The organism is Streptomyces sp. NPDC089919 (assembly GCF_040684615.1).
Classification (GTDB): domain Bacteria; phylum Actinomycetota; class Actinomycetes; order Streptomycetales; family Streptomycetaceae; genus Streptomyces.
Map to the genome: position 1 here is coordinate 21,321 of NZ_JBFBGK010000052.1, position 17,185 is coordinate 38,505.

A 17,185-nucleotide genomic window follows, 5' to 3' on the forward strand; every position below is an offset into this window, starting at 1 on the left:
GGGCCAGTCACGGCCGGGAAGCCGGATGCGGCCGTCGGCCTGGATGCGGCCCAGCGGTCAGATGTGGTCCTCGGCCAGTTCGGCTACGCCGGTGATGCGGTGGAGGGGGTAGGTGCGGACCTCGTCGGCGGTGTGGTCGTAGCCGGTGACGAAGCCGCCTTCGACGCGGACCGGGGCGATCACGCGCTGGGAGGCCGCGCCCTCGGCGTTGACGTAGCCGATCCAGACCGCGGTACCGGTCAGGGCGGCGGCCTGGACGGTGGCCAGGGTCTCGGCGGGCGTGGTGCGGGGCAGTTCGCCCGGGACGGTGCTCGCCGCGGCCGGCTCCTTGCGGACCGCCGTGGCCGCCGCGTCCCCGGCCCGGATGGCGCGTACGGCCGCCCCGAGGAGGGTGGCGTCCGGCACCGGCGGGCCGTCCGGGACCGGCACCGGGGCGCTGCGCCGCGGGGTGCGGTGCGCGTCGGCGCGGGCCACCAGCACGTCCCCGGTGGCCGATTCGGCGGCCGGTGCGTAGCCCATCGCGCGCAGCCCCTCGAGCAGGGCGGTGGGCTCGGCCTGGGCGGCGAGCACGGTGGGCGCCAGCCGCCGCAGGCCCAAGGCCGTGGACCGCTTGTCGGCCAGGATCTCGTCGAGCATCGCGTCGTCGTCGCAGCGCACGTAGGACGAGGCGGCGCCCACCCTCAAGTGCCCGTGGCGGCGCGCCACGTCGTCGATGAGGTACGCCAGCGGCTGGGGCACCGGCGTGCGGCTGTGCCGGGTGAGGAAGGCGTGCAGGTCGGCCGCGGCCTGCCCGGCGTCCAGGGCCCGCCGGACCGAGGCGGGGGTGAAGCGGTAGACCGTCGCACCGCCCTTGGACTCGACGTCGGCGAGCACCGACAGCGTCTGCGCCAGGTGCCGTTCCAGCGGTCCCGGGGCGACGGCCGTCAGGTCCGCCTGGAGCAGGACGTGGTCCACGGGCTCGGGCAGCAGCGGGGCGAGCAGCGCCCCGACGGCCTTCTCCGGGTCCGTGGCGGGGGCGCCGCCCGGGTGCCGGGGGAGGGCGGTCAGCAGCGGGCGGGCCTGGCCGGCCAGCGCACCGCGGCCGGTGACGCCGAGCAGTTCGGCCTCCGAGAGCACCCACCGGGCCAGCCGCTCGCGCAGGTCGCCGCCGCCACCGCGGACCGGCCGCTCCCAGTCGAGCCGGGCCAGCAGCGCCGCCGGCTCGGGGGCGCCGCCCTCCGGCAGGGCGGCGAGCAGTTCCAGCACCCGCTGCCGGACCTCGGGCGCGGCCGAGCGGTCCAGCTCGGGGCCGAGGGCGGCGAGGGTGCGGCCCTTGGAGTCCTGTTCGCCGACCAGCCCGGGGGTGCGGGTGGCCGGTAGCCAGGCCGCCGCCAGTGCCGCCCACCGGGCGTGCACCGGCAGTTCGAGCCAGTCGTCGTAGGCGGGGGTGGGGGCGTAGCGCTCGTCGGCCTCGCCGTCGCTGGCCACCAGCCCCGCGGCGTAGGCCAGTTCGATCCAGAAGGCGGCCAGCGGCTCCGGCACGTCCAGGGCGGCGGCGGTCCGCTTGAGGTCACGGACGGCCAGGCCGCCGGCCCGCAGCACCAGCGGACCGGCGTGCTCCCAGAAGCCCAGCAGGTCCTCGACGGTGGCGACGGCCGCCAGCGCCTGGCCGGCCGCGTTGGCGTCCACAAGCTGTGGACGGTGCGTGCGGGCGGCGGCCACCGGCGGCGCCACCGGCTCGGTGGTCCGGTGCGCCCGCCCGCCGCGCAGGTACAGCGCGACCTCGCGCGGCAGGACGACCGTCCGGGCCGAGGCGGGCAGCAGCAGGCCCCGGTCGCGCAGCCAGCGCACCGGCGGCGTCGGGTCCGCGGTCACCTCGCCGTACGGCGGGCCCCAGCAGAGCCGGTCCAGGACGTGGTGCGCCTCGGCGGGCGCGCCGGCCAGCAGCTCGGCCATCCGCGCCCGGTCGGTGAAGAGGCCGGTCAGGGCGGTGACGGCGGAGACCGGGTCGTGGGTGGCGGGCAGCCCCACGGCCGCCACGATCTCCTGCACCCGGCCCGGGGACATCCCGGCGGTGGCCTCGGCCACGGTCGGGCCCAGTCCGGTGGGCGAGGGGCGGGCGGCGGAGGGCGCCAGCAGCTCCCGAGCCGTCCGCACCAGCCGCAGCCGGTCGTCGTCCCCCCACACCAGCGCCTGCCCCCGCAGCCGTGCCACGGCCGGGGGGAGCGCGGCCCGGACCGCGTCGGGGGTGCCGGGACCGGCCGGGTCCCCGGCGGCCTCCGGGGCCGATCCGAAGTCGGAGGAGGCGGGGAAGGGACCGGCGGCCGGTTCGGCGTCCCCCGTCATCAGGGCCTCGAGGACCTCGTACGGGCACGGGTCCGGGGCCACCGCCAGGGCTTCGGCGGCCTGGAGGGCGAAGCGGTCCAGGCGTTCCAGCGCCCGGACCACGGACGCGCGGGTGCCGGCCCGGGTGGCCAGTTGGGTGACGTCCCCCGGGACCGGGTTGAGCAGGTCGGGGCGGGCGGTCAGGAGTGCGGCGAGCGCGGTGTCCGGGCCCGAGCGCAGGGCCTCGGCCAGCGAGCGGGGCGCGGCGACGGCCGGCGCCGCCGCCTCGGCGGGGGCCCCGGGCTCGGGGGTGGGGTGCGCGCTCTCGGACACGTTCGCCTCCTGGTCCATCCGGCCAACGGTAGCCCCTGCGCGAGTTCCCGCCGAGTGCCGGGAAGTCGCGCTACCGTCTTGGAACGGCCTGGCGGAGGGGCGAGAAGGGGAGCCGCGGCGTGGGGATCGAGAGCGACCAGCTGGTCTACGACTATCTGAGCCGGGTCGGGGACCTGGCCCAGCGCAGCCAGTTGCCGTCCGGGGACCGGATGCGGCTGGTGTCGACGCTGCGCAACGAGATCGACCGGCAGCGGGCCAAGTTCGAGCCGGAGACCCCGGCTTCGGTACGCCGCATCCTCGACCGGCTGGGCCCCCCGGAGGAGGTCGTCGCGGCCGCCGGTGGCGGCGGCGCGGGCATGTCCGACGGGCCGGGCGGACCGGCCGGCGGCCCGGGCGCGCCGACCGTGCCCGCGCCCGCCACCGCCCCCGCCGCCCCGGCGCCCGCCGTGCCGACGGTCCCGGCCCAGCGCGGCCCGCGGCTGTTCCGCAAGTCCTCGCAGGCGGGCGCCTTCCCGCCGCCGCGGCCCAGCGCCGGGGCCGCGCCCCCGCACCTGGCCGGGCTCGACGAGCTCGGGGACTCCGGCGGGGAGCCCGACTGGTGGCGGGCGGCGCCGCCGGCGTACGGCCCGTCCCAGGTGGCGGGGTTCGCGGGCGGCATCGAGATCCCGGAGCTGCTGAAGCGGCCGCCGGGTGAGGAGGACGAGACCGAGGAGCCGCCCGCCGCGGCCGAGCCGGGGCCGCCGCTGGGGCGCCTGCGGACGGTCACCCGCGCGCTGCGGGAGCGGCGGGCCGCGGTGGCCGGTGCGGCTCCGGCGCCGGCCGCGGCCCCGGAGCCGGCGGTCGCGGAGCCGGCCGTGCGGGTGCGGCCCAACACCTGGCTGCTGCTGTGCGCGGTGGTGCTGGTGGGCGGCGCGGTCAGCGGCTCGTGGCTGGTCGCGCTGATCGGCTGGGCGCTGGTGTACGGCTCGCAGCGGCTGTCCTCGGCGGAGCGCAAGTGGGTGGTGCTGGGGCTGCCGGGGCTGGTGCTGACCGGGGCCGTGGTGTGGGTGTGGGGCCGCTCGGCGGGCCGCTGGGGCGAGGCGATCCCGCCCGGGGGCGGCGCCGAGGCCTTCACCGACCTGCGCGGGGTGCTCCTGCGGCTGGCCGCCGCGCTCTGCGCCGGCTACCTGCTGTGGCGCTCGCGCCGGGTCTGAGCCGGGGGCCGGGCCGGGGGCCGGGACAGCACCGGGCGCAGGTCCGGGCCCGGGGCTGTTCACCCCGGGGCAAGGCCCCGTCCAGGGGGACGTCGCCCGGAGCGCCGGACGGGTCGGCAGAATGGACGCATGAGTGACCTCACCGTCGGCTTCGACCTCGACATGACGCTGATCGACTCCCGCCCCGGCATCCACGCCGCCTACACGGCCCTGGCCGCCGAGACGGGGACGTTCATCGACGCCGACCTGGCGGTCACCCGCCTCGGGCCGCCCCTCGAGGAGGAGCTGCGGCACTGGTTCCCGCAGGAGCACGTCGCGGAGATGGGCGACCGCTACCGCGCCCTCTACCCCGCGTACGCCATCGAGCCCACGCCCGCGATGCCCGGCGCGCACGCCGCGATCGAGGCCGTGCAGGGCCTCGGCGGCAAGGCGATCGTCGTCACCGCCAAGCACGCCCCCAACGCCCGGCTGCACCTCGACCACATCGGCCTGCGCCCGGACGTCCTGGTCGGCTGGCTGTGGGCGGAGGCCAAGGCGGAGGCGCTGCGCGAGCACGGCGCGAGCGTCTACGTCGGCGACCACGTCGGCGACGTCCGCGGGGCCCGCAAGGCCGGCGCCCTCTCGGTCGCGGTGCCCACCGGCCCCTGCGACGCCGAGGAGCTGGCGGCCGCCGGCGCGGACGTGGTCCTGCCGGACCTCACGGCCCTGCCGGCCTGGCTCACCGAGTACGCGGCCACCCGCGCCTGAGCCCGGCGTACGAAGCCTCGTCAGGCAGGGGCCCGCGCCCTACTGTCCGCGGGCCTCGCGCCGCTGGGCCGCGGCCGAGCGCAGCACGCCACCCGCGGCGAGCGCGAAGCCGACGCCCATCAGCATGCAGACCGCGTAGGCCACCGGCGGGAACGGCTCGGTCCCCAGGAAGAGCGGGGCCATCGTCACGAGCGTGGCGACGGCGCCGACGATGAAGACGATCCCGCCCGCGCGCACCAGACCGTCGCCGGGACGGGCTTCGTCGCGCGCCGCGCCGCGGGCTTCGCCGGATTGGCCGGGAAAAGGAGTACCAGTCACCCGACCAGGGTAGTTCCCTGGCCGAAGGAAGCACCGGGGGCGTCTTGTCAGCCGCTCCCGGACCATTAGCCTGGTGTCCGGCGGGTCGCTGACGACCCGCTGTACTGCTATCCAGAGCCGTTTTTTCCGGCTTCCGGGACCCGACGAGCACAAGGACAGAGGACAGACGTGCCTACCGGCAAGGTCAAGTGGTTCAACAGCGAGAAGGGCTTCGGCTTCCTCTCCCGTGATGACGGCGGCGACGTGTTCGTCCACTCGTCGGTGCTCCCTGCCGGGGTGGACGCACTCAAGCCCGGGCAGCGCGTCGAGTTCGGCGTGGTCGCCGGCCAGCGCGGTGACCAGGCGCTGTCGGTCACGGTCCTGGACCCGGCCCCCTCGGTCGCGGCGGCGCAGCGGCGCAAGCCCGACGAGCTGGCCTCGATCGTGCAGGACCTGACCACGCTCCTGGAGAACATCACGCCCATGCTGGAGCGCGGCCGCTACCCCGACAAGGTCCACGGCGCCAAGATCGCCGGCCTGCTGCGGGCGGTGGCCGACCAGCTCGACGTCTGACCGGACGCCCGGCGCGAGGCCGGGAAGAGACAGGCGCGCCCGTGCCCCGCTGCCCGCAAGGGCGGCGGGGCACCGTCGTCCCTACGGGAAGGCCAGCGCGTCCGGGGCCAGCGGCGGGACCAGGCCCTCGGCCGCCGCCCGGGTCAGCAGCCCGCGCACCGCCGCGTAGCCGGCCTCGCCGAGGTCGGCGGTGAACTCGTTGACGTACAGCCCGATGTGCTGGTCCGCCACCGCCGGATCCAGCTCCTGCGCGTGCGCCCGGACGTACGGCCGGGAGGCCTCCGGATCGTCCCAGGCCATCCGTACCGAGGTCCGGGCCGCGGCGGCCAGGGCGTGCAGCCGCTCGGCGCCCAGCGAGCGCTTGGCGATGATGGCGCCCAGCGGGATGGGCAGCCCGGTGGTCCGCTCCCAGTGCTCGCCCATGTCGGCCAGGCAGTGCAGGCCGTACGAGCGGTAGGTGAAGCGGGCCTCGTGGATGACCAGGCCGGCGTCGACCTTGCCGTCCCGGACCGCGGGCATGATCTCGTGGAAGGGCATCACGACGACCTCGCCGACCCCGGCCGGCAGCACGTCCGCGGCCCACAGCCGGAAGAGCAGGTAGGCCGTGGAGCGCTCGCTCGGCACCGCGACCGTACGGCCCGTCAGATCCATGTCCGGCTCGCTGCTGAGCACCAGCGGGCCGCAGCCCCGGCCCAGCGCGCCGCCGCAGGGCAGCAGGGCGTACTCGTCCAGCACCCAGGGCAGCACCGCGTACGAGACCTTCAGCACGTCGAACTCGCCGCGCTCGGCCATGCCGTTGGTCAGGTCGATGTCCGCGAAGGTGACGTCCAGCCCGGGCGCGCCGGGGATCCGGTCGTGCGCCCAGGCGTCGAAGACGAAGGTGTCGTTGGGGCAGGGGGAGTACGCGATCCGCAGCGGGCCGGAGCCGGCCCCCGCCGCGGACCCCTCGGGAACCGCCTGCTCAGGAGTGCCGTTGGTGGTCATCGTGCCCCCAGGTCCGGAGTACGGGTACGAGACGGCCGAAGCCGTCGGTCAGGGCCGCCAGGGCCTCGCCGATGCGCCAGGCGGCGCGGTCGCGGGGGCCCACCGGGTTCGAGATCGCGCGCAGCTCCAGGACCGGCAGCCGGTGCGCCGCGGCGGCCTCCGCCACCCCGAAGCCCTCCATGGCCTCGGCCGCGGCGAGCGGGTGCCGGGCGGCCAGCTCGGCGGCCCGGCCGGCGGTGCCGGTGACGGTGGAGACGGTCAGGACGGGCGCGAGGAGGGCGCCGGTGGCCTCGGCGGCCCGGGCGGTGAGCTCGGCCGGCGGCAGGTGCGCGGCCCGGCCGAAGCCCAGTTCCTCGACGGTCAGGAAGCCCTCGGCGGTCTCGGCGCCCAGGTCGGCGGCGACGATCGCGTCGGCCACCACGAGCGAGCCGACCGGGGCGGCGGGCTGGAAGCCGCCGCCGATGCCGGCCGAGACGACCAGGGAGTACGGCCGCTCGGCCACCGCGAGCGCGGTGGCGGTGGCAGCGGCCACGGCGGCCGGGCCGACCCCGCCCGCGAGGACGTCGACGGCCAGGCCCGGTACGTCGTACCGGGTGAGGGTGCGGCCGCCGGGCAGGGTGCGGGTGCGGGCGGCGTGGTCGACCGGGTCCGGATGAGGGTTCAGACCGGCGGCGACGGAGTCGGCCTCCGCCGCCACCGCGGTCACCACGAGCGCGTGCACCTGCGCCCGCGCCTTACTTCTTGAGCTTGAGGGTGAAGGACCAGACGGACAGCGGCTTGCCGTCCTTGCTGACCTGGATGAAGGCCAGCTTCTTGGAGGTCGGGGCCTCGCCCTGGCCGCCGGTGGCGAAGACGTCCGCGCCGGGGAAGGAGCGGTAGGTGTTGTCGGAGGGCTCGGTGATGGGCTGTCCGTCGAGGACCGCCTGCCACTTCTTGCCGTCCTCGACGACCTCGGGCTCCACGCCCAGGCGCAGCGTGTCGCCGCGGGCGTACTCGATGCTCTTGCCGGACTTGATGCTGGAGAGGCAGTTCTGCACCTTCTCCGCGGTCAGCTCCGGCTCGTTCTTGGCCTTGGTGCACTTGGCCTCGGCGGACACCGACGAGCTGCCGACCGTCACGGTCGCCAGCGGCGTCGGCTTGTCGCAGGCGGAGAGGACGAGGAGGCCGGCGGTCACGGCTCCGAGGGCCGCGACGCTGCGGCGGCCCTTACCCGAGATAAGCGGTGCGGTCATGAGCCGAAGGCTATCGGGCCAGCCGTTTCCGCCGCGCGCGGGGTCGCCTTGGGCCCGGCGTTTCCGCCCGAGTGCCGCTCCGGGGCGGTTCGGACGCTCGTACGAGTGGCCGTACGGGCGCTTGTACGGGTGTCCGTACCCGGGCGGCGCGCGGGCGTGCGGCTCAGGCCACCCGGGCGCGGGGGGAGCCGCCGTGCCGGGCGGTGGTGAGCAGGCCCCGGTAGGCCATCGCGGTGCCGGCCGCGACCAGCGCGGCCGCCACCGACATGCCGACCACGCCGTTGAGCGGCAGCGCGATGCCGATCGCGCCGCCCACCACCCACGCCATCTGGAGGAGCGTCTCGGAACGGGCGAAGGCGGAGGTGCGGATCTCCTCGGGGACGTCCCGCTGGATCATCGCGTCCAGGGAGAGCTTGGCCAGCGCCTGGCAGAAGCCGGCCGTGGCGCCCAGGACGGCCATCAGCAGGCCGGAGAAGAACACCGCGGCGACCACCGCCGCGCCCAGGGTCACGGACAGCACGGACGCGATGATCGTCTCCGGCGCGCGGGACCGCAGCCAGGCGCCGACCGCGGTGCCGCAGGCGTTCCCCACGCCCGCCGACACGCCGACGATGCCCAGCGAGACGGCGGCGCTCTGCCCCGAGAGCGGGTGCTCGCGCAGCAGGAAGGCCAGGAAGAAGATCAGGAAGCCGGAGAGCGAGCGCATCGCCGCATTGGCCCACAGGCCGCACAGCACGGAGGTGCTGATGGCCCGCAGCCCCGGGCGCCGGGAACGCTCCCGGCGCGCCTCGTGGGTGGAGAGCCGGGCCCGCCGCTCGCCCTTGGCGGAGTCGACCTTGTGGGGGAGGCTCAGCGACAGGATCGTGCCGCCGATGAAGACCACGGACGCGCCGTACAGCGGCCAGGGGGCGCCGACCAGGTGCAGGGCGGCGCCGACCGGGGCCGCCGCGCCGGTCGCCAGCAGGCCCGCCAGGGTCACCCGGGAGTTCGCCTTGACGAGGGAGAACTTCGGCGGCAGCAGCCGGGGCACCACGGCGCTGCGGACCACGCCGTACGCCTTGGAGGCGACCAGCACACCGAGCGCCGCGGGGTAGAGCTGGAGCCCGCCGGTGGCCACGGCGGTGGACATCGTCAGGGCCAGCACCGCGCGGGTCAGCATCGCGCCGGCCATCGCGGCGCGCCGGCCGTGCGGCAGCCGGTCGAGCAGCGGCCCGATGACGGGGGCCAGCAGGGTGAAGGGCGCCATGGTGATGGCGAGGTAGAGGGCGACCCGGCCGCGGGCCTCGTCGGTGGGGACGGAGAAGAAGACGGTGGAGGCCAGGGCGACGGTGATCAGCACGTCCCCCGCGCCGTTCACGGCGTGCAGTTCGATCAGCTTGCCGAGGCCGGATTCGCCGGCTCCGTGGGCGTGGGTGGCGCGCCGGATGCCGCGGGCGGTGCCGGTGATCGGCAGGTGGAGGGCACGGCCGACCGCCCGTCCGGCCCTGCGGGCCCGGCCCGAGCCGTCGTCGTTGGACCGTGCGGCTGCCACGTGGCCATAGTGCCCCAACCCGTCGCGTTACGGGCCCAAGGGGCCTCGTTCAGGGGGTGTCGGCGGTCGTCGGGGAGCGGCGAGAAGGGTCCGTGCGGGCTTCGCGGGGGCGTCGTGGGGGCTTCCGGGGGGCTTCCGAGGGGCTTCGCGGGGGTGCTTCGCTCTCCGCTTCCTGTCCGCGAATCGGACGTGCAGGTGGGCCCAGCGCTGCGGAGGAGGTAGCGTGCGTAGCGCGCCACCGGCGGTTGCTCTTGGCCGCGCGCCTCTTCGCGATCCCGCAGAATGGTTCACAAGAGGTGCGCCCGAGGCCGATCGGGCGCGGACGTCGACGCGGCCCTTTGGTCCGCTCCGCCCGCGCCACGTACGGACAGGACCGACGGTTGTTGTCACGGACGGACGGCGCACTCGTGAGACGGCGTAGGAGAGAACGAGACCTGTGAGTGCTGCGACGACGCGAAGCCGTACCCCCGACCGCCTGTGCGCCGAGGCCGTAGAGCTCGCCCGCGCGGCGGCCGAGGAGGCCGCCGCCCCCGGCTCGGTGGGCGAGCACGTCTCCGTGACCGCGGAGGGCGACCGGGTCGTCACCCACTACTTCGCCTGCGAGGACGCGGGCTACCGGGGCTGGCGCTGGGCCGTGACCGTGGCCCGGGCCTCCCGGGCCAAGGTCGTCACCCTCGACGAAACGGTGCTCCTGCCCGGGCCCGACGCGCTGCTGGCACCCGAGTGGGTGCCGTGGAGCGAGCGGCTGCGGCCGGGTGACATGGGGCCGGGCGACCTGCTGCCCACCGAGGCCGAGGACCTGCGGCTGGAGCCGGGCTACACGGGCGAGGACGCCCCGCCGCCGAACTCCGTCGTCTCGGAGGAGGTGCGGGACCTCGCCGAGGCGGAGGACGTGGCCTTCACCGACCGGGTGACGGTGCCGGAGCGCGGCTCCATCACCTCCGTGGCGGAAGAACTCGGCCTGCGCCGGGCGCGGGTCCTGTCGCGGTACGGGCTGCACACCGCGGCCGACCGCTGGGACGAGGGCTTCGGCGCGAAGACCCCGATGGCGCAGGCGGCGCCGGCCTCCTGCGTGTCCTGCGGCTTCCTGGTGGCGATCGGCGGCTCGCTGGGGCAGGCCTTCGGGGTGTGCGCCAACGAGTTCGGTCCGGCGGACGGGCGGCTGGTGTCGCTGGCGTACGGGTGCGGTGGGCACTCGGAGGCGGCCGTCATGCCGAAGCCCCTCCGCCCGGCTCCCCCCGTCCTCGACTCCATGGCCGTGGACGCCTTCCCCCTCCGCCCCGCCCCGGACGCCGGCTCCGTCCCCACCACCGACCTCCCCGAACCGGACCTCGGCCACTCGTAACCCACCCGGTCCTGGGCCCGGCCCTGACCGGCCCTTGGCCCGGCCGGCCTGGCCCTTGGTCCGCCCGGCCGCGGCTTGCCCCGATCCGGCCGGCGGTCCGGCATACCCAGCCCCGCCGGCGTTTGAGGCGACCGTCGCGGAGCGGCGGTGCGGGGGATCCGGGGGCGGAGCCCACCGGTTTCGGGAAGGGGCGGGGTGGGGTCTGGCTCCGCGCAGCGGCCGGGCGCGGGCCCGGGAGCCGCGCCTCAATCGCCGGCGGGGCTGGAGGTGTCCCCGGCGGCGGCCGTGCCAAAGGGTGGGCGGGGCCCAGGTTTCGGGGCGCTGCCCCGGACCCCGCGCCTCAATCGCCGGCGGGGCTGGATTTGCCCCGCCGGGGCTGGAGGCGGCTCCCCGCACATCCCGACCACCCGCGGGCACGCGTACAAGGCCTGGACGGCCGCGCCGAAGGACGCACGCGGGCACGCGTACAAGGCCAGGGCGGTAGCGCCGGCGGCCGGGCGTACGGGCCGGGGGCGGCGCTGGGTCAGCGGGGTTGTTCCGGGGGGCGTTGGCGGGGCATGTTGGGGCGGGTGCCCGGGGGGAGGGGGAAGCGGACGGGGGCGGCCCCGGCGTCCGGCCGGGCCGAGCCCGCGCTGAGGGACTGCATCACGAGCGGCGCCGGACCGGACCGGAACTCCACCATCCAGTCGGCCGTCTCCGACCGCACCAGCTCGGTCACGTCCTCGGAGAACCGCCGCAGCACCCCCAGGCACCGCTCGGCCGCCTCGCTGGCCGTGCCCTCCGTGGGGCCCAGCACCTCGCGGACGTTCTCCGAGGCCCAGTCGAACTGCAGCGTGCCCAGTCGGCGCTGCACCGCCTGGGCGGTGGCCACGTCCCGCATCCAGCCCGAGGTCAGCCCGAAGAACCGGTCGCAGGCCAGCGCCGCGGCGGCGGCCATCAGGGACAGGTAGCCGTAGACGGCCGCGCCCTGCACCGCCCCGGTCAGCTCCAGCAGCGGCAGGGCGGCCCCGCCGACCCCGCCCGCGGCGGCCACCGCGCGCAGCACCCGCGCGCCGCGCCGCTTCCAGGCGCGGTCGGAGAGGTACCAGGCGGCGGTCTTCAGGGCGTCGGCCTCGACCCACCGGTAGAGCTCGTCCAGGCGCTCCGCGGGCTCTCCCCAGTCTCCGAGGGGGAAGGGGTGGCCGGTCAGGTCCGGTGCCTTCGGGTCACCGTCCTCCCGCGGATCCCGGGGCGGCCCCTCGGGCTGCATTTCCGGCTGGCTCACCCGGCACTCCCTCTGCCTGCGCTGACGTGATGGTGGTGCGCGTGTGCGCAATGATGCGCTAGCCCTTCCTACCGCCGAACGGCGGGGTATGGACGACGAATCCCCGGAATACCGCCCGCAAGGAGGTCTTGATCAGGTACGGGGGCGGCTCCACTCTCACCCGAAAGAGTTGGTCCTCACGGCGTAGGGCGCGGCACGCGGGGACCACGTAGGCTCGGTTTGACCGCAAGAGACAGGAGCGAGTGACCGTGATTCCCGGTGGTGGCCAGCCCAACATGCAGCAGCTGCTGAAGCAGGCCCAGAAGATGCAGCAGGACCTCGCCGCGGCCCAGGAGGCGCTTGCCGCCACCGAGGTCGAGGGCCAGGCGGGCGGCGGTCTCGTGCGCGCCACGGTGACCGGCTCCGGCGAGCTGCGCGCCCTGGTGATCGACCCGAAGGCGGTCGACCCCGAGGACACCGAGACCCTTGCCGACCTGGTCGTCGCGGCGGTCCAGGCGGCCAACGAGAACGCCCAGCAGCTCCAGCAGGAGAAACTCGGCCCGCTGGCCCAGGGCCTGGGCGGCGGTTCGGGCATCCCGGGTCTGCCCTTCTGACCCTCCCCGGCACTACCGTACGTACCTCAGCAGCGACAGAGAGAGAAGGCCGAGTCCGTTGTACGAAGGCGTGGTCCAGGACCTGATCGACGAACTGGGCAGGCTGCCCGGCGTCGGGCCCAAGAGCGCCCAGCGGATCGCCTTCCACATCCTGCAGGCCGAGCCCACCGACGTCCGGCGGCTCGCGCACGCACTGCTGGAGGTCAAGGAGAAGGTGCGCTTCTGCGCGGTCTGCGGAAATGTCGCGCAGGAGGAGCGGTGCAACATCTGCCGCGACCCGCGCCGCGACGACACCGTCGTCTGCGTGGTGGAGGAGCCCAAGGACGTGGTCGCGATCGAGCGGACCCGGGAGTTCCGGGGTCGCTACCACGTCCTGGGCGGGGCGATCAGCCCCATCGAGGGCGTCGGCCCGGACGACCTGCGCATCCGCGAGCTGCTGGCGCGGCTGGCGGACGGCACGGTCACGGAGCTGATCCTGGCCACCGACCCCAACCTGGAGGGCGAGGCCACCGCCACCTACCTCGCCCGCATGATCAAGCCCATGGGCCTGAAGGTCACCCGCCTGGCCAGCGGGCTCCCCGTCGGGGGAGACCTGGAGTACGCGGACGAGGTCACGCTCGGGCGGGCCTTTGAAGGAAGGCGACTTCTCGATGTCTGACGCAACGCTGCACGCGGTGGGCCGCGATCCGGCCGACTTCGCCGTCCAGATCGCCGACTCCGTCGAGTCCTTCATCGTGGCCGTCACCGAGGTGGCCAAGGGCGAGGACCCGGACAGCGCGGTGCCCTTCCTGCTCCTCGAGGTCTCGCAGCTGCTGCTCACCGGCGGCCGGCTGGGCGCCCACGAGGACGTCCTGCCCGACGAGCGGTACGAGCCGGACCTCGGGCCGGAGCCGGACGTGGACGAGCTGCGCGAGCGGTTCGCGCTGATGCTCGACCCGGTGGACGTCTACTCCGAGGTCTTCGACCCGTACGAGCCGCGCAAGGCGCCGGTGGCGCACCGGCTCTCCGACGACGTCGCGGACATCGTGGCGGACCTGCGGCACGGCCTGATCCACTACCGCGCCGGCCGGGTCACCGAGGCGCTGTGGTGGTGGCAGTTCTCCTACTTCACCAACTGGGGCCCGACCGCCTCGGCGGCGCTGCGCGCCCTCCAGTCGCTGGTGGCGCACGTCCGCCTGGACCAGCCGCTGGAGGAGCTGGACGGCCTGGACACCGACGAGGACCTGACCGAGGACGACCTCGCCGAGCAGGCCGGGCAGGTCATGGCCCAGGAGATCGGCGGCCCGCTGGGGCTCCGCGGCCGCTGACCGGCCCCGGACCGCCGACCGGCCCCGACCGCCGACCGGACCGGGGCGGTCGCGCGGCGGCCCGGAATGGTCCGGAACGCGCCGAATCGATCATGAAGTGAACATCACGTCTCAGGATGCGGTACGCCCCGATCGCGATCCGGTCACTCGTTAGACTGGCCGGGATCGTAGTGACGGTCGAACCGCACTAGTGGACTGAGCGAGGAGCGCACGTGGGCCTTGTCGTGCAGAAGTACGGAGGCTCCTCCGTAGCCGATGCCGAGGGCATCAAGCGTGTTGCCAAGCGGATCGTCGACGCCAAGAAGGACGGCCACCAAGTGGTCGTCGTGGTGTCCGCGATGGGCGACACGACGGACGAGCTGATCGATCTCGCCGAGCAGGTATCCCCGATGCCTACCGGTCGTGAATTCGACATGCTGCTGACCGCCGGAGAGCGGATCTCCATGGCCCTGCTGGCCATGGCGATCAAAAACCTGGGCCACGAAGCCCAGTCGTTCACCGGCAGCCAGGCGGGCGTGATCACCGACTCGGTGCACAACAAAGCGCGGATCATCGACGTGACGCCGGGCCGGATCCGCACCGCGCTGGACGGCGGCAACATCGCCATCGTCGCCGGCTTCCAGGGCGTCTCGGCGGACTCCAAGGACATCACCACCCTCGGCCGCGGCGGCTCGGACACCACGGCCGTCGCCCTGGCCGCGGCGCTGGAGGCCGAGGTCTGCGAGATCTACACCGACGTGGACGGCGTCTTCACCGCCGACCCGCGGGTGGTCAAGAAGGCCCGGAAGATCGACTGGATCTCCTCCGAGGACATGCTGGAGCTGGCCGCCTCCGGCTCCAAGGTGCTGCTGCACCGCTGCGTCGAGTACGCGCGCCGATACAACATCCCGATCCACGTCCGCTCGTCCTTCTCCGGACTGCGCGGCACCTGGGTCAGCAACGAGAACCCTCAAGGGGACGAAGCGGTGGAGCACGCCATCATCTCCGGAGTCGCCCACGACGTCTCCGAAGCCAAGGTCACGGTCGTCGGCGTCCCGGACAAGCCGGGCGAGGCCGCCGCGATCTTCCGCGCGATCTCGGACGCCGAGATCAACATCGACATGATCGTGCAGAACGTCTCGGCGGCCTCCACGGGCCTGACGGACATCTCCTTCACGCTCCCCAAGGCCGAGGGCTCCAAGGCCATCGAGGCCCTGGAGAAGGCGAAGGGCACGATCGGCTTCGACTCCCTGCGCTACGACGACCAGATCGGCAAGATCTCCCTGGTCGGCGCGGGCATGAAGACCAACCCGGGCGTCACCGCCGACTTCTTCACGGCGCTGTCCGAGGCCGGTGTGAACATCGAGCTGATCTCCACCTCCGAGATCCGCATCTCCGTGGTCACCCGCCAGGACGACGTCAACGAGGCCGTCCGCGCGGTGCACACCGCCTTCGGCCTCGACTCCGACAGCGACGAGGCCGTCGTCTACGGAGGCACCGGACGATGACCGACCCCCGGTCCGCCCCGGCGCTCGCCGTGGTCGGGGCGGCCGGAGCGGTGGGTTCCGTCCTGCTGCAGATCCTGTCCCAGCGCGCCGACGTCTGGGGCGGCATCCGCCTGATCGCCGCCTCCCCCGCCGACCGCGCGGCCGGCCGGCCACTGGCCGTCCGGGGGGAGGAGTGCGAGGTCCTGCCCCTGACCGAGGACGCCTTCGAAGGCCTCGGACCGGGGGACGTGGTGGTCTTCCTGACCGCCGACGACGTCTGTGCCCGCTGGGCGCCGGACGTCACCGCCCGCGGAGCCGTGGTGGTGGACCAGTCCGGGGCCTTCCGCGCGGACCCCGAGGTCCCGCTGGTGGTGCCCGAGCTCAACGCCGCCGCCGCCCGGATCCGGCCCCGCGGCATCCTCGCCGGCCCCGGCGCCACCACCCTCGCCCTCACCGTCGTGGTGGGCGCCCTGCACGCCGAGTTCGGCCTGCGGGACCTGACCGTCTCCTCGTACCAGGCGGCGAGCTCCGCCGGGCTGCCCGGCACCGACGCGCTGCGCCGCCAGCTCGCCCTGGTCGCCGGTAGGGAACTGGGCGGGCAGCCCGGGGACGTCCGCCGGGCCGTGGGCGAGGACCTGGGCCCCTTCGCCGCGCCGCTGGCGCTCAACGTCGTCCCCTGGTCCGGGGAGCCCGCCGAGGACGGCTGGTCCTCGGAGGAGCTGGCGGTGCGGGCCGAGACCCGCAAGGTGCTGGGCCTGGAGGCGCTGCCGGTCGCGGTCACCTGCGTGCGGGTGCCGGTGGTCACCGGCCACTCCCTGTCCGTCCGCGCCCGCTTCGAGGGCGAGGTGTCGCTCGCCCGGGCCCACGAGATCCTTGCCGCCGCCCCCGGGGTGGTGCTGGTCGACGACCCCGCCACCGGCGAGTTCCCCACCCCCGCCGACGCGGTGGGCACCGATCCGGCCTGGGTGGGCCGGGTGCGCCGGTCCCTGGACGACCCCTGCGGGCTGGAATTCTTCGTATCGATGGACAATCTGCGCAAGGGCGCCGCCCTCAACGCCGCGCAGATCGCGGAACTGCTCGCCGCGGAGTCCGCGTCCCGGTGAACGGACGGCCTGGCCGAACCCCCCTCGCGGGTCCCTTTGTAGGATCTTCAGTGATCCCGTGATCAAGGTGATGGCCCGACTGCCGCCTGATGAATGGGGCAACGGGAAGAAACGGGTACGCATGAGGGCATGTGACGCGCCACCGATTGGGGTGCCCCCGGCGTACAACCTTGACGGGGGGACGCGTGTCCAACTGGCGTGGCAGAGGTCCTCGACATTCCAGTCATGTCCGTGCGCAGCGCGATCATCGCGCCGCCGCGGCGCGTCCGCGTACCCGGCGGGATGCCGGTGATGGCACCCGTACCGTCCGTGCGAACCGGTTTCGTGCCGTCCCCGCGTGAGAGCGCCGAGGACGCCGTGGCCGCCGGCACCACCGTCGACCACCTGACCGAGACGTACCGGGCGCACTACCGCTCGCTGCTCGGTCTCGCCGCGCTGCTCCTCGACGACACCGCCTCCTGCGAGGACGTGGTCCAGGAGGCCTTCATCCGGGTGCACTCGGCGCGCAGCCGCGTCCGGGAGCCCGAGAAGACCCTGGCGTACCTGCGCCAGACCGTGGTCAACCTCTCCCGCTCCGCGCTGCGCCGCCGCATACTCGGCCTCAAGCTCCTCTCGAAGCCGATGCCGGACATGGCCAGCGCCGAGGAGGGCGCGTACGACCAGCTCGAGCGCGACGACCTGATCAAGGCCATGAAGGGCCTCCAGCGGCGGCAGCGCGAGGTGCTGGTGCTGCGGTACTTCGCCGACATGACGGAGGCCCAGGTCGCCGAGACCCTGGGGATATCCCTGGGGTCGGTGAAGGCCTACGGCTCCCGCGGCATCGCCGCCCTGCGCATCTCCATGGGGGACCCGTCATGACCGAGCGCCAGGGACCGTCACCGGCCCCGGAACCGAACCCGAGCGAAAGCGCGAG

General features: G+C 74.9%; 17 protein-coding genes. 10 read left to right on the forward strand and 7 right to left on the reverse strand.

Annotated elements, in window-relative coordinates:
• Positions 1-57 precede the first annotated feature (57 nt).
• Positions 58-2,655, reverse strand: coding sequence for a helicase C-terminal domain-containing protein (locus tag AB0O40_RS21240; protein ID WP_365043732.1), 2,598 nt, complete (start codon positions 2,653-2,655; stop codon positions 58-60).
• A 101-nt stretch (positions 2,656-2,756) separates the two neighbouring features.
• Between AB0O40_RS21240 and AB0O40_RS21245 the strand changes: the two genes are divergently transcribed.
• Positions 2,757-3,830, forward strand: coding sequence for a hypothetical protein (locus tag AB0O40_RS21245; RefSeq protein ID WP_365043735.1), 1,074 nt, complete (start codon positions 2,757-2,759; stop codon positions 3,828-3,830).
• A gap of 129 nt (positions 3,831-3,959) precedes the next feature.
• A complete protein-coding gene (locus tag AB0O40_RS21250) occupies positions 3,960-4,577 on the forward strand; it encodes an HAD family hydrolase (RefSeq protein WP_365043737.1) in 618 nt (205 codons plus the stop codon).
• A 39-nt stretch (positions 4,578-4,616) separates the two neighbouring features.
• On the opposite strand, the gene AB0O40_RS21255 is transcribed toward AB0O40_RS21250, so the two are convergent.
• Positions 4,617-4,895: a hypothetical protein gene (locus AB0O40_RS21255; protein WP_365043739.1), complete on the reverse strand. Its 279-nt coding sequence runs from the start codon at positions 4,893-4,895 to the stop codon at positions 4,617-4,619.
• 168 nt (positions 4,896-5,063) lie between these two features.
• Between AB0O40_RS21255 and AB0O40_RS21260 the strand changes: the two genes are divergently transcribed.
• Positions 5,064-5,447: a cold-shock protein gene (locus AB0O40_RS21260; RefSeq protein WP_108149430.1), complete on the forward strand. Its 384-nt coding sequence runs from the start codon at positions 5,064-5,066 to the stop codon at positions 5,445-5,447.
• 81 nt (positions 5,448-5,528) lie between these two features.
• Here the strand turns inward: AB0O40_RS21260 and AB0O40_RS21265 are convergent, their stop codons facing one another.
• The 4 genes from AB0O40_RS21265 to AB0O40_RS21280 all read right to left on the reverse strand — a co-directional run bounded on the left by AB0O40_RS21265 (position 5,529) and on the right by AB0O40_RS21280 (position 9,194).
• Positions 5,529-6,431 carry a 1,4-dihydroxy-6-naphthoate synthase gene (locus tag AB0O40_RS21265; RefSeq protein ID WP_365043742.1) on the reverse strand — a complete coding sequence of 301 codons (903 nt, stop codon included), beginning with the start codon at positions 6,429-6,431 and terminating at the stop codon, positions 5,529-5,531.
• A complete protein-coding gene (locus AB0O40_RS21270; protein WP_365043746.1) occupies positions 6,409-7,152 on the reverse strand; it encodes a futalosine hydrolase in 744 nt (247 codons plus the stop codon). The genes AB0O40_RS21265 and AB0O40_RS21270 overlap by 23 nt, the downstream gene beginning before the upstream one ends.
• Positions 7,153-7,165: 13 nt before the next feature.
• Positions 7,166-7,663 (reverse strand): DUF2771 domain-containing protein, encoded by a 498-nt coding sequence (locus tag AB0O40_RS21275; protein ID WP_365043749.1) that lies wholly within the window; start codon positions 7,661-7,663, stop codon positions 7,166-7,168.
• A gap of 163 nt (positions 7,664-7,826) precedes the next feature.
• Positions 7,827-9,194: an MFS transporter gene (locus AB0O40_RS21280; RefSeq protein WP_365043752.1), complete on the reverse strand. Its 1,368-nt coding sequence runs from the start codon at positions 9,192-9,194 to the stop codon at positions 7,827-7,829.
• A gap of 436 nt (positions 9,195-9,630) precedes the next feature.
• On the opposite strand from AB0O40_RS21280, the gene AB0O40_RS21285 reads away from it, so the two are divergent.
• On the forward strand, positions 9,631-10,539 hold the full coding sequence (locus AB0O40_RS21285; RefSeq protein WP_365043755.1) for a DUF3027 domain-containing protein: 909 nt from the start codon (positions 9,631-9,633) through the stop codon (positions 10,537-10,539).
• A 523-nt stretch (positions 10,540-11,062) separates the two neighbouring features.
• On the opposite strand, the gene AB0O40_RS21290 is transcribed toward AB0O40_RS21285, so the two are convergent.
• Positions 11,063-11,803: an SLATT domain-containing protein gene (locus AB0O40_RS21290; protein WP_365043758.1), complete on the reverse strand. Its 741-nt coding sequence runs from the start codon at positions 11,801-11,803 to the stop codon at positions 11,063-11,065.
• Positions 11,804-12,051: 248 nt separating this feature from the next.
• On the opposite strand from AB0O40_RS21290, the gene AB0O40_RS21295 reads away from it, so the two are divergent.
• The 6 genes from AB0O40_RS21295 (at position 12,052) to AB0O40_RS21320 (ending at position 17,130) form a co-directional block, all read left to right on the forward strand.
• The gene (locus AB0O40_RS21295; RefSeq protein WP_365043810.1) at positions 12,052-12,396 is read left to right on the forward strand and encodes a YbaB/EbfC family nucleoid-associated protein; all 345 of its coding nucleotides are present in this window, start codon (positions 12,052-12,054) and stop codon (positions 12,394-12,396) included.
• Positions 12,397-12,454: 58 nt separating this feature from the next.
• Positions 12,455-13,054, forward strand: coding sequence for a recombination mediator RecR (gene recR / locus AB0O40_RS21300; protein ID WP_365043761.1), 600 nt, complete (start codon positions 12,455-12,457; stop codon positions 13,052-13,054).
• Positions 13,047-13,703, forward strand: coding sequence for a DUF5063 domain-containing protein (locus AB0O40_RS21305; RefSeq protein ID WP_365043764.1), 657 nt, complete (start codon positions 13,047-13,049; stop codon positions 13,701-13,703). The genes recR and AB0O40_RS21305 overlap by 8 nt, the downstream gene beginning before the upstream one ends.
• 212 nt (positions 13,704-13,915) lie before the next feature.
• On the forward strand, positions 13,916-15,190 hold the full coding sequence (locus AB0O40_RS21310; protein ID WP_365043767.1) for an aspartate kinase: 1,275 nt from the start codon (positions 13,916-13,918) through the stop codon (positions 15,188-15,190).
• Complete coding sequence (locus AB0O40_RS21315) at positions 15,187-16,272, forward strand: aspartate-semialdehyde dehydrogenase (protein ID WP_365043770.1); 1,086 nt, start codon at positions 15,187-15,189, stop codon at positions 16,270-16,272. The genes AB0O40_RS21310 and AB0O40_RS21315 overlap by 4 nt, the downstream gene beginning before the upstream one ends.
• Positions 16,273-16,497: 225 nt before the next feature.
• Positions 16,498-17,130 (forward strand): SigE family RNA polymerase sigma factor, encoded by a 633-nt coding sequence (locus AB0O40_RS21320; RefSeq protein ID WP_365043773.1) that lies wholly within the window; start codon positions 16,498-16,500, stop codon positions 17,128-17,130.
• Positions 17,131-17,185 lie beyond the last annotated feature (55 nt).

Excerpts from the sequence above, each read along its gene's own strand:
- AB0O40_RS21240 (WP_365043732.1), bottom strand. The coding sequence starts at position 2,655 with ATGGACCAGGAGGCGAACGTGTCCGAGAGCGCGCACCCCACCCCCGAG.
- AB0O40_RS21250 (WP_365043737.1), top strand. The coding sequence starts at position 3,960 with ATGAGTGACCTCACCGTCGGCTTCGACCTCGACATGACGCTGATCGAC.
- AB0O40_RS21265 (WP_365043742.1), bottom strand. The coding sequence starts at position 6,431 with ATGACCACCAACGGCACTCCTGAGCAGGCGGTTCCCGAGGGGTCCGCG.
- AB0O40_RS21275 (WP_365043749.1), bottom strand. The coding sequence starts at position 7,663 with ATGACCGCACCGCTTATCTCGGGTAAGGGCCGCCGCAGCGTCGCGGCC.
- AB0O40_RS21305 (WP_365043764.1), top strand. The coding sequence starts at position 13,047 with ATGTCTGACGCAACGCTGCACGCGGTGGGCCGCGATCCGGCCGACTTC.
- AB0O40_RS21315 (WP_365043770.1), top strand. The coding sequence starts at position 15,187 with ATGACCGACCCCCGGTCCGCCCCGGCGCTCGCCGTGGTCGGGGCGGCC.
- AB0O40_RS21320 (WP_365043773.1), top strand. The coding sequence starts at position 16,498 with ATGTCCGTGCGCAGCGCGATCATCGCGCCGCCGCGGCGCGTCCGCGTA.